Genomic DNA, 16,773 nt, shown 5'->3' on the forward strand with positions numbered 1-16,773 from the left:
AAGGATTTTTTATTTCACCTGATGATTTTTATAGCTCATTTCAATTTACATTATGAAGCTTCTTTTTTTCATTAGTTCAGTTTTGTTTTTTCAGACAGTAAAGGCGCAGCAGGTTTTTCTGCGCATCAGTACACCTTCAAAAACACAGAATGCCGTTACATCATCAAAACAATTCTTAACGGGGCTTACCTGCAAAGGCTGTACGCTTACTGTAAACGGAACTGAAACGAAAGTATGGTCTACAGGTGCCTTTGCTGTTGAACTGAATCTTAAGCCGGGTGATACCAGTTTTCTATTGCAATCTGCCAATGACAAAGGAGCACAGGAATCGAAGCGTATCTTTTTTAATTATCAATTGCCTGAAAAAGAAAAATCGCTCACAACAAATACTGTTGCTTATTGGCGAATAGAGCCACAGGCTGATCTGATGTTGGTAAAGCCAGGTGATAAATTAAAGATGACGGTTAAAGCACTGCCCGGTGCTGTGGTGCAACTTGAAAACGGCACATCATTCAAAGAAATTTATGTGAAGGATTCAAACGGAGTAAAAGGCATTTATCAAATGGAGTACGTGGTGAAAGATAAAGACGATTTGTTTGCTGATAAGCCGTCTAAACTAAAACTGATGGTATGGGCTAAAGGAACAGATGATCCCATTGAAGCTACCAGTAAAAGTAATTTTGCAATGATGCCCGCCAATGGTTTGTTATTGGAAACAAAAGGCAAGATACCATACCTTCTTCTCGGACTTGGTGAGGATAGATTGGGTGGAACAAAGATGGGTTATGTTGATTCGCTTGTTCGGTTGAAAGCAGTCAGCAAAGTAGGGAATAAATATTGTTTACAGTTGAGTAAGAATCGCCAGGCTTATATTGAAGATGAGCATGTGAATGTGCTTGAACATAATTACACACCTTCATCACTTACCGGCAATATGCGTGTATGGGGCGATAGCAGTTTTGATTATGTATCGCTTTCATTAACAGAGCGGTTAGCTTATCAAACATTTCAGGAGGTAAATCCATCAAAAATTATTGTTGATGTGTTTGGCGCAACATCAAACACCAATTGGATCACACAACTCGGCAACACAAAAGAGATCGGCGATATTTATTATAACCAGATCGACGAGGATATTTTTCGCATCAGTATTGATCTTAAAAACAAACAGCACTGGGGTCATCGCATCTATTACAATGGTAATAATTTAGTAATCCGCATCAAACGTCAACCACAAATACTTTCACTCAACAATCTTGTTATTGCAATTGATGCGGGGCATGGCGGCAGTAACAAAGGAGCGTTTGGCTTAACAGGTGTAATGGAAAAAGATATGACGCTGGCCATTGCTAAGGAGCTTCAGGCTGCTCTTGAAGCAGAAGGAGCTAAGGTGGTTACCACAAGAACAAGAGATACTACCTACGATAATCACGACAGGTATACTGTATTTCAACAGGCAAATCCACATTTACTCATCAGTATTCATTTGAACAGCAGTGCCGATCCCGTGCGTATAAAAGGAGTAAGTACATACTATAAGCACATCGGCTATCGTCCGCTCACCAAAACAATTCTTCAACGTATGCTTGATATGGGATTGGGCGAGTACGGCAATATTGGGAATTTCAATTTTATCCTCAATGGTTTTACTGAATTTCCGAATGTTCTTGTAGAAACATTGTTCATCAGCAACCCCGAAGATGAAGCCAATCTACTTGATCCTGCTTACCGTAAACAAATGGCCGATGCTATTGTAAAAGGCATCAACGACTGGCTGGAGCTATGTAAAAAACAGTAAACTTCTTTCCATTCATCCTTTGCGGTTTTACCATTCAACAGGTCAATCGGCATTTATCATTTCTTTAAGAGTCTCTGAAACCCTTTACTGTAAAGGGTTTTACTGTTTGGCAATGTCCATGTTACACCTGTTGCATCCGTTCATCACTATGAAGGATGTGTTAACAGCCTTTTGTCAAGATTAGGTTGCACGACTATATGCAGCAAACTACATTTGGACCATCAATGATTTCTGTAAAAGAGTCATTAATCATTAAACCTTAAAAATGTTAATTATGAAAAAAGTATTTGTAATGCTGTGTGCAGTTGTCATCACTGCATCAGCCTGGGCCAAATCTGACCCTGCTCCTGTAGAAAATGAAAAAGTAATGGCTGCATTCGAAAAGCAATTTACAGAAGCAAAAGATGTAACATGGACAGAAAAGCAGGGCTACTTTCTTGCATCATTTAAACTGAATAATGATCGCATGCTGGCCTGGTATACACCCGATGGTGAAGTGGAAGCTGTTCATCGCTCTATTCAACAGAAACAAATGACATTCCTTGCATCGGAAGCTGTAACACAGCTCACCAAAGACAAACAAATTTTAAATATTGCTGAAATAAGCAAGCAGGGTGAATTGTTTTATCTGGTAAAAACAGATGACGAAAAGTGTTTTTCACTTTACAAAGTTTCTGCATCAGGCGATTATACAAGGATCGAAAAAACGAAAAAGAAAAAATAAATACACTACAGGTGTTGTTTTGGAATGGCTCCCCGGACTGAATCGGGGGGCTTTTTTATTGATAAATTAATCGAGCCAAATCTTCATAATCTTTACATTTGCAGCTCTTTCGCAAAGTCTCCCGACACTTCAGTCGGGATCTGAAGGCGGTCACTTTTAAAATTTCAACAAATGAACAAAGGACCCGTTTCTCAATTCATTCAACATCATTACCGTCATTTCAACGCTGCTGCATTAATAGATGCTGCCAAAGGTTATGAAACACACCTGAACGAAGGTGGCAAGATGATGATCACGCTTGCTGGTGCCATGAGTACTGCTGAACTTGGTTTAAGCCTCGCCGAAATGATTCGCCAGGATAAAGTGCAGATCATCAGTTGTACCGGTGCCAACCTGGAAGAAGATGTGATGAACCTTGTTGCACACAGCCATTACAAGCGTGTGCCCAACTATCGTGATCTTACGCCACAGGACGAGTGGGACCTCTTAGAGAACCATTACAACCGTGTAACTGATACCTGCATTCCTGAAGAAGAAGCATTCCGTCGTTTGCAAAAACATCTGCACCGTCAATGGGTGGAAGCAGAAGCAAAAGGCGAACGTTATTTCCCGCATGAGTTTTTATACAAAACCGTTTTAAGCGGTGATCTGAAACAGTATTACGAGATCGATCCAAAGAACAGCTGGATCGTAGCGGCAGCAGAAAAAAATATTCCGATTGTGGTACCGGGTTGGGAAGACAGTACAACAGGAAACATTTTCGCCAGCTACGTCATTAAGAACGAACTGAAAGCAAGTACGGTAAAAAATGGTATTGAATACATGGTATGGCTCGCCGATTGGTACCGCCAGAACAGCGGTGGTAAAGGCGTTGGCTTTTTCCAGATTGGTGGAGGTATAGCAGGTGATTTCCCGATCTGTGTTGTACCCATGATGTACCAGGATCTTGAGTGGCATGATGTTCCTTTCTGGAGTTATTTCTGCCAGATAAGTGATTCAACAACATCGTTTGGTTCTTACAGCGGTGCAGTTCCCAACGAAAAAATTACCTGGGGTAAACTTGATATCAATACACCAAAGTTTATTGTAGAGAGTGATGCGACGATTGTGGCGCCATTGATCTTTGCATGGATACTTGGGTTGTAACAATGTTCATTTAAAGTGCTAAAGGCGACACATTTAAAAAGTGTCGCCTTATTTTTTATCTTGTAAGTAAATGGATCGTTATGAAAAAAATTACACTGCTTTCCTTTCTCTTACTGATGGCTCTGGCTATATCTGCGCAAACAGATACTTCTAATAAAAAGCTTGCTAATAAACCTGTTGTCCAACAACAACTAAAAATTAAAACAATCCCGGCTTCCAGAGCTGTACTGGTACGTAAAGATGCTGGCAAACTGCAACTGCAAATAAACCAGTTCAGAGATTCGTTAATTGTAACAAAGGCAGAGATTGATAAATTATTAGTTGAGATGAATCAAAAGAAAGACAACATGAGTGAGATGGGTGAAATGGAAAGCCTGCGTTTGCAAATGGCAATGGACAGAATGAGCAAAATGATGAGTACCTTAAGTAACCTGATGAAAAAGATAAGCGAAACCCAAAGCAGCATTACGCAAAATCTGAAATAATGGAATCAGTTGAAATGACAGTTTTAGAATTATACTGCTTATAAAAAGCCTGTTTACTGATTTTCGTTGGTTGAACAACTTCTAACCCACTACTACTTTTACTGCATTATGAATTGGTTTATAAAACTTCTCACGGAAGAAAGTATTCCTCAAACCGTGATCATCTATGGAATCGTCATCGCTATCGGTATCTGGCTGGGACGCTTAAAAATTTTCGGCATTTCGCTCGGTGTAACCTGGATCTTATTTATGGGGCTGGCTGTTTCTTATTTCGGTATTCATATCAATAAAGAGACGGAGCATTTCTTAAAAGAGTTTGGTTTAATTCTTTTTGTTTACTCAATAGGTTTGCAGGTAGGGCCGGGTTTCTTTTCGTCACTTAAAAAGAACGCCGCTGTTACCAACGGATTGGCAGCAATGGTGGTTTTTCTTGGCGTAGCGGTAGTTGTTGCCTTTTATTACCTGTTGCAACAACCCATTACCACACTTACCGGCGTCATGAGTGGTGCAGTTACCAATACACCCGGTCTTGGTGCGGCACAGGCAGCTGCAAAAGATCTGGATCTTGCCGCAAACGACACTTCGTTTATCACGTTGGCGTATGCAGTTGTTTACCCGTTTGGTGTGTTTGGTATTATTGGCGCAATCCTTATTTTAAAAGCAGTGTTTCGTGTTAACCTTGATAAAGAAAGGGAATTACACAGGAAGCTCGACGTGTTGAAATCAAACAAACCTGTTTCCATTCATTTAGTGATGCAGAACAAACAACTCATCGGTAAACCGCTGCGTACAATATTTGAATTGTTGAAAGAGCCAATAGTTGTTTCCAGATTATTTCATAACGGAACAGTTGTTACACCCACTCCACAAACTCATTTAGGAGAGAACGATGTGTTGCTGATCGTTGCACATAAAGATCAGCTGGAGGTGTTGAAAATGATCATTGGCGAAGAAAGCAATATGAATCTGAAAGAGATTCCTCAAAGTGAATTGATCTCTCGTATTGTTGTGGTAACACAGGCCGATGTTACACATAGAAGATTAGGCGATATTGCTGCATTGCATCAACACGATTTTACACTCACACGTTTAAGCCGTGCAGGAGTGGAGATGGTGGCACATGGTGATATTGTTCTGCAGCTCGGTGATCAACTGAAAGTGGTTGGTACAAAAGAAGGGGTTGACCTGGTTACTAAAACGATCGGTAATCAACTGAAGCGTTTGGATGTGCCCGACATTGCACCCATCTTTATTGGTATTGTGGCTGGTGTATTGCTCGGCAGTATTCCCATGTTCTTCTTTAATATGCCGGTGCCGGTGAAGATCGGTTTGGCAGGTGGTCCGCTCATCATCGCTTTATTGCTGAGTCGCTACGGAGGTAAACTTTATCTCAATCAATACACCACTTACAGCGCTAACTTAATGCTGCGGGAATTAGGTATTAGTTTATTCCTTGCAAGCGTAGGCTTGAGTAGTGGTGCTAATTTGCAAACGGCATTATCAGGTAACAACGCATGGCTATGGATCGTAATGGGCCTTACTATTACTATTGTTCCGTTGTTGATCGTTGGTATGATCGCTCACTATGTATTCCGTAAAACATTTTTTGAAGTGTGTGGTTTGCTTTCAGGTGCAAGTACCGATCCGCCGGCATTGGCATTCTCAGCACAGTTAGCAAAAAATGAAGTGGCATCTGTTACCTATGCAACAGTTTATCCGTTAACGATGATACTGCGGATCATTGCTGCGCAATTGCTGATCTTATTCCTCTCCTGAAAACAGGAAATGGAACTGACTACTATTGATGATGTAGAGGTTTAAAAAACCAAAAAACCCCGACATTTCTGTCGGGGTTTTGTTTTTATCTACATTCAATGAATTATCTCGGAGGAACATTCAACGGAATATCTCTTACGAACATGTTATTTCTGTTAGCTGCATCCCATGCAAGGAAGAACACCAAACGTGTGCGTTTCTCATGCAGATCATAATTGATCTTATCGGGTGTATCGCTTGGTTTGTGATAATCTTTATGAATACCATCAAAGAAAAATACGATCGGAACTCCTTTTGCAGCAAAGTTATAATGGTCGCTGCGGTAGTATAAACGGTTCGGATCTTTTGGATCGTTGTATTTTCTGTCTGTAATAATTTTAATGTACATGTTATTGATGCTGTCAACAAAACGTGGTAACTCACTGCTGAGTTTATCATCACCAATCAGATAAACATGATTATTTGTATCGAGTGATTTGATGTTGTCATCTTTACGACCGATCATATCGATATTGATATCGATGCTTGTTTTTTCCAATGGAAATACCGGATGATCTGCATAGTAAGCGCTTCCCCACAAACCTTTTTCTTCGCCACTTACGGCTAAAAATAAAATGCTTCGGCGTGGACCTTTGCCCGCTGCTTTTGCTTTTGCAAATGCTTCAGCAACTTCCAATACACCAACAGTACCACTGCCATCATCATCAGCACCCGGGTGAAGTTTGCCATTGATAATACCAACATGATCGTAGTGTGCAGAAATGATGATCCACTCATCTTTCTTATCAGTTCCTTCGATCATACCCAACACATTTGATGCTTGTGTGATCTCTGTTTCTTTACGGAAATCAAGCATCAGTTCTGTTGCTACCGTTTTTGTTTCAAGTGTTTGTGCTTTGGCAGTTGCGAAATCGCCTTTTAATAGTGTTTCGCCTACAGCTTCAGAAACACGAACAACCAATGGCGTTTGGCGGCTGCGGTATAAACTGAATGTTAAACGACCTGCACGTGGTGAAGGTTGTTTGTCAATATTGTTCACCACAAATAAGATAGCTGCTGGCTGACGACTGTACAATTTATTGATATCGTTAAACGCAGGAAGTTGTGTGCCGTTCTTTGCAACGATCACCACTGCTTTACCACGAATATCAGTTGTTGTGTCAACTTTGCTCATGTACACCACTTCACTGAAAAACTGTTGTGAAGTGATAATGCTGTTGAGTGCTGCTGAAAAGTCTTTTCCAAATTCAAACTTCTTTCCGCTCACAGCTACAGTTGCATCTTTCAATGTGTCTTTGTACAGTGGGTAGAACTGTTCGTAGTTACCATTGTTTGCGGGTGCAATACCAATACGTTGAAACTGTTGTTTCAAATACTCAGCTGCTTTACGTTGTCCTGCAGTGCCGGTTTCTCTTCCTTCCATTTCCGGTCCTGCAAGGATGTAGAGATGGGTTTTGAGATCATTTTCTGTAATGGTTTTCGAAAACTGTTCAGCCGTTTTGTTTTTCTTTTGGGCCGATACGGAGAAGGCGAGCAAACTGAGTGCTGCCAATAAGAATGTCCTCATGCATTATTTTTTTAGATGGCCGAATATAAAAGAAAATCCCGCCATTGGCGGGACAGTTGTATGAATGGTATAAAGATCGTCCCAATCAAAGATTGGTCTGATCGAATGATCAGGCGCAGGCAATTTTATCAACCCTTAAACCATGACGGCCACCTTCGAATTCAGTGGTCATAAATGTGTCGACCATTTTTTCAGCATCACCTTCACGCACAAAACGGGCAGGAATACAAATGATGTTAGCGTTGTTATGTGCACGAACCAATTGTGCAATTTCTTCGCCCCAGCAAAGCCCTGCACGAATACCTTGATGCTTGTTCGCTGTGATGGCAACACCGTTGGCACTGCCGCATAACAAAATGCCAAATGCGGCTTCTCCATTTTCAACAGCTGAAGCAACAGGATGCGCAAAGTCGGGATAATCAACACTGTCTTTTGAATAAGTGCCGAAATCTTTGAATGCAATTCCTTTTCCTTCAAGATAAGAGATCAGGTCTTCCTTGTAATCGAACCCTGCATGATCGCAACCAATTGCAACGGGCTTGCTCATATCAAAAATTTGCATATCGAATAATTTAAAAATGATGATCTGTTACAAAGGTAGCATGTCTGCTTAACTCCACTCTTCAATATCCTCCTGTTTTATCTGGCGTCTGTAAATACGCATACTCAGCATAATACTGAATTCATACAAACCGTATAAAGGAATTGTCACCAAAGCCAGACTGAATGGATCAGTTGATGGGGTGATGATGGCTGCCATAATAATGATCACCACAAATGCATACTTGCGGATCTTGCGAAGAGTAATGGGCGTAAGCATGCCCACTTTTGTAAGCAACATCACTACTACGGGCAACTGGAATAATAAACCAACACCAACAGTTAAGTAGATCAGGTTTTCAAAATAATCGCTGATGGTTGGGCGAAACTCAATTAACGGACTGAGTGAATAGTTGGAGTAAAAATTTACCATGAACGGTGTGAGAACAAAATAACCAAATGCCACACCAAGGAAAAACAAAGAAGATATCCAGAAGATGGCACCGGTTGTACCGCTGCGTTCTTTATCGTTCAATGCCGGACGAACGAATTTCCAGATCTCCCAAAAGATATAAGGGAAGGCTAAAATGAAACCTGAAGTAAAACCAACAGTAAAGGTGGTAAGGAACTGTTCCGTCATGGCATTACTCTGGAACTTGATGCTGAAATCAGAAAGGCAAAGGGCATCAACATGCATCCATTTACCAAGATCGCATAGCCAACGGTAAGTAATAAAATCTTTATGTGCAGGGCCCATAAAAATGTTATTCACCACATAATCGATATTGAACAATACAATGAGGGAAGCAATAATAATGGCAATAACGGCACGCACCACGTGCCAACGCAGTTCTTCGAGGTGATCAATAAAACTCATTTCAGCTTTTTCTTCGCCTCTTGCACCACGGATGCGTTGTATAATTGATCTGCGTTCTGATTTTGTTTCGGCCACGGTTAATGATTTCAGTTGCAAATGTAACCCGAAAAGGATGAGCAAAAAAAGGGTTCATAAAGGGTAGCCCACCTTTTCTTTGCAACTGTGACTCCGCTCTTCAAAGGGAGGTGTCAGATAGCATTGTGAGTTGGACCGTGGCACTGCTCTTCTTTAAGAAAAAAGCACTTCGAATTAGGCGACTGAGATGCGCCAGACATCGCCTGAGAATTTTCGGGTCGGGAAACTTGGCCGGGAAGGAAGAATAAGAAATATCACATCCTTGCATAAATAAAAATGAGGATGAATGCATATAGGGAAAACAGGATAACAAATTGAAGTTTAAAAATTTGGTACAGATGTTTCCGCTGAAACAGCATAGCTTTTTTATATATCCAAGAAATGGCAACAGAAATAAACGAAAAAAAAAATGCTTATGAACAATCCGTAAGAAATCTGGCGGATAAAAATTTGACTTTCAGTTAGTGAATTAATAGACTCGTCACTTACACTATAACTAGCTAATTTTACTAGTCCCAAAAAGAAAATTGCAATAAGAGTATTGAGGATCAACAATGCAGCATAAAAATATTTTCTAATCATGGTACTCTTTTTTCATCTGTACAGCTTGATTCAAGGAGTCTGTCCGGGTAAAGGTAAAGCCATCTTTCTCAGCGGACGTATCAGACAGTACTGTGATTCGGCCTGTGGTACTCACCATCTTCAATGAATTAAAACTACATCTGTTTATTCACTTTTATTAAAACACTTCACGATTTCATTTTTAGTAAAAAGGGTTGGAAATCTGTCCAAAATAAAAAAGCGGCCTTTCGGGGCCGCTTTTAAACTACAGATCAAGTCTGTTTATTTTACAGCCAATGCTTTATCAATCAAAAACATGAGCATGCTGCGGTGAGCTCTTGTTTGCTCGTTCGGCGAAACTGCTGTGGCTAACATGGTTCTTACCTTGCGTAAAGTGTTATAAGCAGCACTTTTTGAAGGGTTATCGAAGCCGGCTGGTGCTGCCACAATTGCTGCCGCACCCTTTACAAATTCTGTCTGCAGATTTTGGCGGTACACATTTACTGCACCCGCTGCATCAGCTTTAAAGATGGCGTTCATAATGTCGTTCATCACATCAGCCACACTATAGGTATTACCATACAAGGCACTGTTGTTGATACGACGTAACGTAGTTGGGTGCAGGAGTTGTGCAAGAATATTTGTTTGGAAATTCTGCACAAGTGAAGTGTGTTTTGGATCTTCAGGCGCACCGAAGAAATTGTAACCACGACGCTGAACCTGCAGGTATGGCAACAATTGCTGATCTGCTTCAAATGCATTCGGGGCAAATACATAAGTTGCCAGGAAGTTCATTGCTTTTTTCTGATAAGCAACCGGCGTGATCACAAATGGTTTGCTGCCATTGTTCTGACCGGGGAAACTTCTGTCGACCTGCACACCACCAATATAACGGCTGATGGCATTGGCCATAGAGAAACGCTGTCCGTTCAGCACATTGTAACGAATCAATACTTCCTGGTAGCTCTTATCGCCTTTCGCATATTTGCTTACCAGTTTGCTCATGGCACTGTTCACAAATTTGATACGGTCTTCGCCATAAGCAACCATGTCGTTACTCATATCATTGATCATCACACGTGGATCAATACCGTTGCCGGGACTACGCATATCATCAGCATCGTTACCAAACGTGAGATGTGGTTCATGACTGCGACGGAGAATTTTGTTCAGCTCTGTTTGTTCCTGGCCTGCAGGGAACTCACGGTAACCAAATTCAATTGCCCACAGATCGTATGGCCCGGGTTTCATGGTGTAGTAATCACCTTGCTTGCTTCTGTCGCTGTTGATATTGATCGAAGGATAATCCATTACGGAACCCTGCAATCCTAATTTTTGTGTGATAGCAGTATTATGTACTTCAGTTGGGCTCAGCATCTGGCTGGCTTTCATGTTGTGGTTCAAACCAAGGGTATGACCCATTTCATGCAGAATGAGATAATACAAAAACTGCTCATGTGCCTTTCTTACTTCAGTTGGAGGTGCATCAGAAGTTGTAATGAGCGTTGAACCTGCCATGTATTGTTTGGTAAGTTCGCTACCAATTGTACAAGTTGCCCAATGCTTACGCATGTGCGATGGCATGTTTTCCATCATTTGCTGTTGCAGATTAGCTCCAGATGCAATAGCGTCTTCCGTTACATCAAGAAAAGGAGTTTCAGCACCGCTTCTCCATTCGATGGTGATATCACTTCCTAAAATCTGACCTGTTTTTGGGTTTACGAAACTGGGCCCGATTGCTCCATAAGGAGGATAGGGAGACGATACCCAGCGGATCACATTGTAACGGATATCTGAAGGATCCCATGTAGCATCATCAGGCATGATCTTCATCACCACTGCATTTTTAAAACCGGCTTTTTCAAACGCTTCGTTCCAGCGTTCGCCTGCTGCTTTTACAATTTCACGGTATTCAACAGGTGTGGTGTTTTCTACCCAGAAAGTGATCGGCTCAACGGGTTCACTTAATGCTGCTGAAGGATCTTTTTTCTTCAAATGCCAGCGGTTGATCATATCACGATAGTTAACGATCTCGTTTGATGTAAGATCATCTACTTCCTGTGTAAAGAAACCAACACGTGGATCATCGAAACGTGGTTTGTAATCGTTCACAGGCACTTCAATAAACGAGTGCTGAAGTTTGATGCGCACAAAACGTGCATCGGTAATATCTTTTCCGCCCTGGTTAAAAGGCATTGGATTGTCATAAGCCAGATCAACAACTACGTCGCTGTTGTTGGGGTATGAACGGATGTTGCTGTACTTGCTTTTTGTTGGATTGTAACCACCAAGATTGAAAACAGCTCCCGGAGGAATGGTTGGAGGGAAAATCGGTTTTACCGGATCGAGTTTGTCGCTCAGGAACAATTGATCAACACTTACGAGATAACCGGTTGAATCTTCTGCACCTACTTTATCGGCATAAAAAACCGCATCGGCCACATCTACATTTGCAGCTTTGCTCACAGCATTCTTTGAATCATAGTAGAAGTTGGTGTTTACGGTAGAGAACTCGATCTTGTCGTAGGCCTTTTTCATTTTAAACACCAATGTTGCACGGTGCATACCTTGGTGAAGAAACAAACTTGTTGGACCGCTGAGAGAGAAACTCTGGTAGATAAAGTCTTTGTTTAACTGATCTTTCCGGATGTACATCTGTACACTGCCTGTTACGGTATCCTGGTAAAGGGTAAACAGACCGGAATGTTTTTTACTGGCTTTTACTTTGTCGGTAATACCGGCAGGTTTTGGGGGCGCCTTTTTGGTTGAGTCAGCGGGAGCGGCTGCTCCGTTTTTTGCTTGGGCTGAAATTTCAGTACCCAGTAACAAACAAACAGCTGATAAGGCTAATGCGAAACGCTTGTTCATAATTCTTGTTTTGTTGTTAACTGATAAGAAAAGGTAAAATAAACTTTTCGTAGATATGCGGGCTTTGTATAAGCGGACAAAGCTTACTGTAACTGGTTAATACAACGGGAAATCAGCGAAGGACCTTCATCTTTACGGTCTCAATTCTTGTTTCGCTTACGGAGAGGATATCAAACTCGTAGTCGTCGATAATGATACGTTCTTTTGCAACAGGTATGGTTTCATGGTGTTCAACAATGTAGCCCGATAAAGTTTCAGCGTCGCTTTCTTCCTTAAACTCGAGGTTGTATTTTTCGGAGAGATAATCTGTTTCCAAACGGCCGCTAAAAATAAACTCATTATCGGAAAGTTGTTTTTCAACAAACTCTTCGGTGTCGTACTCGTCCTGAATTTCGCCGAAAATTTCTTCCAGCAGATCTTCCATGGTTACAATGCCGCTTGTGCCGCCAAACTCATCAACCACCCACGCTATACTTTTACGTTCACGGGTGAATTGACTGATGAGATCTGTAAGTCCCATGCTTTCGGGTACAGCAGGGATCGGTAATAAAATTGATTTGATGTCTTCCGGCTTACGAAACAGATCGAGCTGGTGAACGTAACCAAGAATGTTGTCGATGTTACCTTCGTACACAATGAGTTTGCTGAGTTTTGTTTCCACAAACTTTTGTTTCACTTCTTCAACACTTGCTGACGATTCAACACCAACGATCTCTTTTCGTGGAATTAAACACTCACGCACTTTTACGCCGGGTAACGACAATGCATTTTCAAACAGTTCTGTATTGATGTCTTGTGATTCTTCGTTATCGTCTTTACCCTGCTGAATAAAATGTTCGAGGTCAACTTTAGTGAATGCTTCTTTTTTATCACTGATGCGCACATCGAATAAGTATTTCAGGATCCATTCTGCCAAGCCAACAAACAAGGAAGCAACAGGAGAAAAGATACTGTAAAGTAAACTCACGATGCGTGCAAAAAACGAAAGAACAGAATTGCTTTTTTTACGGAAGATGGCTTTAAATACAACCTGTATCAACAACGCCAGCAAGCCAGATGTAAAGAGCTCAATAGTAATGCGTAAAAAAGCTGAATTGCGGATTGGTGTTGGCATTTGTTTCCATAACGGATCAAAGAAACGGTTCACCAACAATACAAACACAACTAAAGAAAGTGTAACAGCAACAAGTAAAGCGCCAATAAAACGGCTTTGATTTTCGATAAAGAAACTAAGGATGCGGCCACTGGCAACACCTTGTTTTTTCTTAAGCTCTACGGAGAAACGATTGAGCGAACCAAATGCTGTTTGTAATCCGGCAAAAAAGCCGACGAACAACATACTTACCCCGATCCATATAATTAACACCCAATTCATCGTAATTAAAAATAGTGTTTTTGCAGGAATTACAGATGCTGATTACTCAGCTTGTATGAATGCCCCGACAATAGCAGTAGCTTCTGCAATGGCTTTTTCAAGATTGTCGTTAACGATTACGTGCTGAAATGAATGCTTGAATGATATTTCGTAAGAGGCTTTACTAACACGTGCCTGGAGTGAATCGGCTGTTTCTGTACCACGACTTTCTAACCTCCTTTTCAATTCTTCAATGGATGGCGGCTCAATGAAAATGGTGAGTATTTGTTTCGGATACAGGTCCTGCACATGAATAGCACCCTTCACATCAATATCGAGTACCGGAATTTGTCCGTTGCTCCAGATGCGTTCCATTTCACTTTTGAGGGTGCCATAATAATTTCCTTCGTACACCATTTCCCATTCCATAAAAGCATTTTCATGAATTTTTTGTTGAAAAGCTTCTGTGCTCATGAAATGATAATCAACACCATCTTTTTCATGCGCTCTTGGCTTGCGTGTAGCTGCTGAAATAGAAAACGCAAGTTGCGGGAAATGCTTCATCAGTTGTCTTGTGATGGAGGTTTTTCCGGCACCTGAAGGAGCGGTAATGATGATGATCTTATGATATTCCTGTTCCATAAAGCTTCAAAAATAAATGAATAGCTGTAATGTTAACAGAAACATTCAATTACTGGCAAACATAACCACCATCAACAGCTATAAGGCTTCCGGTGGTAAAGCTGCTTTCATCACTCAACAGAAAGGCAACGGTTTTTGCAATTTCCTCCGGCTTTCCAATGCGCCCCATTGGTTGAATTGTGTCTAAACTTTTATAGATCTCCTCTTTGGTAGCATTGCTCAATTGCGAAAAACGATCCACTGCGTTATGCAGTAACGGCGTATCAATAGTGCCGGGACAAATACAATTGACACGTATGTTGAATGGGGCATAATCGATGGTAGTACTTTTGGCTAGTTGGGCAATTGCTCCCTTCGTCATGCCATAAACAGAACTTGCTGCTTTGCCAATAAACGATTGATCCGACCCCATCAATACCACACTTCCCTTTTGTTGTGCTTTCATAACCGGAATCACTTTTTGCAATGTATAATACACACCAAACAAATTTGTGTAAACCACACGTTGTAATTCTTCATCGCTGGTTTGTTCAAGCGTTGCAAAAAGATGAATGCCGGCATTGGCAAAGAGAAAATCAATTTGCTTTTCGGCAGAAATTACTTTGTCAACAGCATCATTCACCTGTTGCCGGTTGCGTACATCGCAGGAAATGAAATACTGTTGATCGGTTTCGTCATTGTCGGTAAAATCGAGATTGTAAACGATGCAGCCTTTGCTGCGTAAGAGATCTTTGGTGGCTTTGCCAATACCTGTTCCAGCACCGGTGATGATAGCAACTGTGTTTTCCCAGTTCATAAAAAAGCGTGTTTGCTTAAAGATAAAAGAATCTTCTATTCAAACAGAATGACGGAGAAACAGCATCAGGCAAGCCCTAATGACCTGCGTATATTGTTGTGGAATTCACGGATGGCCTTGGTATGAAAGAATGGATAGATCAACTTATCCCTTAGCCATGATCCGCTTTTATAAATAGTATCATGTGAAATTTCAGTGAAACCATCCTTACAGGTCTTTAACTGAATACGCTGACTTCCCAACGATTTTCCTTTCACGAGGTAACTTGTTTCAAGACACATTTCTTTTTCATGTACGGCTGTAATTTCATGACCAACGGCAACTTTAGCCAAGCCGCCCAAGGCTTTTACACGAATGAGCACGATCTGCCCGGCTTTTGCACCGGCATATTCATCATCGATATAAGAAATGGAATTATTCTTGCGGCAGTACTGCATGCCAAACTGAAGCATGTTGCCACACCAGGCTTGTTTTGGATGAATGTTCTTATATGCTTCCCATACTTTTTCAATACGCTCTCGTATATGAAACGTTTTGTGGTGCGTATAAAATGTCTTGGTACAATTTGATTTAGGACAGAACGACTCCAATGCTGCAAAATCATTCAGCTGATACAACTGGTTATCATGTATGAAAGAAACAACCTGTTTGTTGGAAATGCGATCAAGATTTACGTCCTGTGTGTGTAGCAAGCTCAAGATTATAGGATTTTTGGCTTTTAAGTTATTAACGAATATAAACAGTTTAAACGTTCGTTTAAGTATCTGTGTATCTATAACGCTCATTTTCATACACAGTACTACAAAAAACCTGTTAAAGAAGGCGGATATGACCGTAAAAGGCACAATTGCGGCAGTCTCGTGCTTGTGGCATCTCTCCGTTGTTTGCCGTAAAATTGAAATGCGGTTAACCGAAATCCTTTAACTTGCAACCCTTGAATTGAAAATTATGGAATACGGAAAATTAATTGCAGTTACCGGAATGCCCGGATTGTTCGAATTAGTAAGCAGCAAAAGCGACGGCGCTATTGTGCGTTCACTCGATGATAACTCAACAAAGTTTGCATCTACCCGTCAACACCAGTTCTCACACCTGGAAAGTATTGAAGTGTACACTGTTCGTGACAATGTAAACCTTACGGATATTTTCAAAGCCATGGAAAGTGCAGGTGGTAAGTTGCCCGATGAAAAAGATGCAAAGGCCATTAAAACTTATTTCGAAAAAGTATACCCCGATCTGGATTTTGAACGTGTGTATACCAGCGATATGAAGAAGATGGTGAAGTGGTACGGCATCATCAGTGCAAAAGGAATTGAAATTAAATTAACCGAGGTGGCTGAGGAAGAAGCACCTGTTGAAGAAGCGGTGGTTGAAGAAGAAGCGAAACCGGCAAAGAAAGCAGCAAAGAAGAAAGCTGAGCCAAAAGCAGAGGAAGTTGCTACTGAAGAAGCGCCCAAAAAGAAGGCTGCTGCTAAAAAGAAGAAAGAAGATTAATTTATACTCATCACATTTGTGCCGGTAAGACGGGGAGCGGGAAGTTGAACTTCTTATCTGCTTACCGATT

14 protein-coding genes are annotated in these 16,773 nt (G+C 41.1%); 6 read left to right on the top strand and 8 right to left on the bottom strand.

The genetic code is table 11. The features are described 5' to 3' along the window. Nucleotides 1–52 precede the first annotated feature (52 nt). The 5 genes from H4075_RS00520 to H4075_RS00540 all read left to right on the top strand — a co-directional run bounded on the left by H4075_RS00520 (nt 53) and on the right by H4075_RS00540 (nt 5,929). Nucleotides 53–1,798 carry an N-acetylmuramoyl-L-alanine amidase gene (locus H4075_RS00520; protein ID WP_182803141.1) on the top strand — a complete coding sequence of 582 codons (1,746 nt, stop codon included), beginning with the start codon at nt 53–55 and terminating at the stop codon, nt 1,796–1,798. A 274-nt stretch (nt 1,799–2,072) separates the two neighbouring features. Next, on the top strand, nt 2,073–2,522 hold the full coding sequence (locus H4075_RS00525; protein WP_182803143.1) for a hypothetical protein: 450 nt from the start codon (nt 2,073–2,075) through the stop codon (nt 2,520–2,522). A 171-nt stretch (nt 2,523–2,693) separates the two neighbouring features. Further along, the gene (locus tag H4075_RS00530) at nt 2,694–3,668 is read left to right on the top strand and encodes a deoxyhypusine synthase family protein (RefSeq protein WP_182803145.1); all 975 of its coding nucleotides are present in this window, start codon (nt 2,694–2,696) and stop codon (nt 3,666–3,668) included. Between the two features lie 80 nt (nt 3,669–3,748). After that, nucleotides 3,749–4,153 (top strand): hypothetical protein, encoded by a 405-nt coding sequence (locus tag H4075_RS00535; protein ID WP_182803146.1) that lies wholly within the window; start codon nt 3,749–3,751, stop codon nt 4,151–4,153. Nucleotides 4,154–4,261: 108 nt separating this feature from the next. Beyond that, entirely contained in the window at nt 4,262–5,929 is a 1,668-nt protein-coding gene (locus H4075_RS00540; RefSeq protein ID WP_182803148.1) for a putative transporter, read from the top strand. A 103-nt stretch (nt 5,930–6,032) separates the two neighbouring features. On the opposite strand, the gene H4075_RS00545 is transcribed toward H4075_RS00540, so the two are convergent. The 8 genes from H4075_RS00545 to H4075_RS00580 form a co-directional block, all read right to left on the bottom strand. After that, nucleotides 6,033–7,496: a M28 family metallopeptidase gene (locus H4075_RS00545; RefSeq protein WP_182803150.1), complete on the bottom strand. Its 1,464-nt coding sequence runs from the start codon at nt 7,494–7,496 to the stop codon at nt 6,033–6,035. A 109-nt stretch (nt 7,497–7,605) separates the two neighbouring features. Next, nucleotides 7,606–8,043, bottom strand: a complete 438-nt coding sequence (rpiB, locus tag H4075_RS00550) for a ribose 5-phosphate isomerase B (protein WP_255460265.1) — start codon at nt 8,041–8,043, stop codon at nt 7,606–7,608. A gap of 63 nt (nt 8,044–8,106) precedes the next feature. After that, a complete protein-coding gene (gene tatC / locus H4075_RS00555; protein ID WP_255460266.1) occupies nt 8,107–8,988 on the bottom strand; it encodes a twin-arginine translocase subunit TatC in 882 nt (293 codons plus the stop codon). Nucleotides 8,989–9,831: 843 nt separating this feature from the next. Further along, complete coding sequence (locus H4075_RS00560; RefSeq protein ID WP_182803154.1) at nt 9,832–12,417, bottom strand: zinc-dependent metalloprotease; 2,586 nt, start codon at nt 12,415–12,417, stop codon at nt 9,832–9,834. 112 nt (nt 12,418–12,529) lie between these two features. Beyond that, nucleotides 12,530–13,792, bottom strand: coding sequence for a hemolysin family protein (locus H4075_RS00565; RefSeq protein WP_182803156.1), 1,263 nt, complete (start codon nt 13,790–13,792; stop codon nt 12,530–12,532). A 42-nt stretch (nt 13,793–13,834) separates the two neighbouring features. Further along, nucleotides 13,835–14,413, bottom strand: a complete 579-nt coding sequence (gene gmk / locus H4075_RS00570; RefSeq protein ID WP_182803158.1) for a guanylate kinase — start codon at nt 14,411–14,413, stop codon at nt 13,835–13,837. 49 nt (nt 14,414–14,462) lie between these two features. Next, nucleotides 14,463–15,209 (bottom strand): SDR family NAD(P)-dependent oxidoreductase, encoded by a 747-nt coding sequence (locus H4075_RS00575; RefSeq protein WP_182803160.1) that lies wholly within the window; start codon nt 15,207–15,209, stop codon nt 14,463–14,465. A 65-nt stretch (nt 15,210–15,274) separates the two neighbouring features. Next, a complete protein-coding gene (locus tag H4075_RS00580) occupies nt 15,275–15,907 on the bottom strand; it encodes a hypothetical protein (protein WP_182803162.1) in 633 nt (210 codons plus the stop codon). Nucleotides 15,908–16,157: 250 nt separating this feature from the next. Here H4075_RS00580 and H4075_RS00585 point away from each other — a divergent pair, with 250 nt between their 5' ends. Then, complete coding sequence (locus H4075_RS00585) at nt 16,158–16,703, top strand: DUF5606 family protein (RefSeq protein ID WP_182803164.1); 546 nt, start codon at nt 16,158–16,160, stop codon at nt 16,701–16,703. Nucleotides 16,704–16,773 lie beyond the last annotated feature (70 nt).

This window comes from Lacibacter sediminis, from assembly GCF_014168535.1.
Taxonomy (GTDB): Bacteria; Bacteroidota; Bacteroidia; order Chitinophagales; family Chitinophagaceae; genus Lacibacter; species Lacibacter sediminis.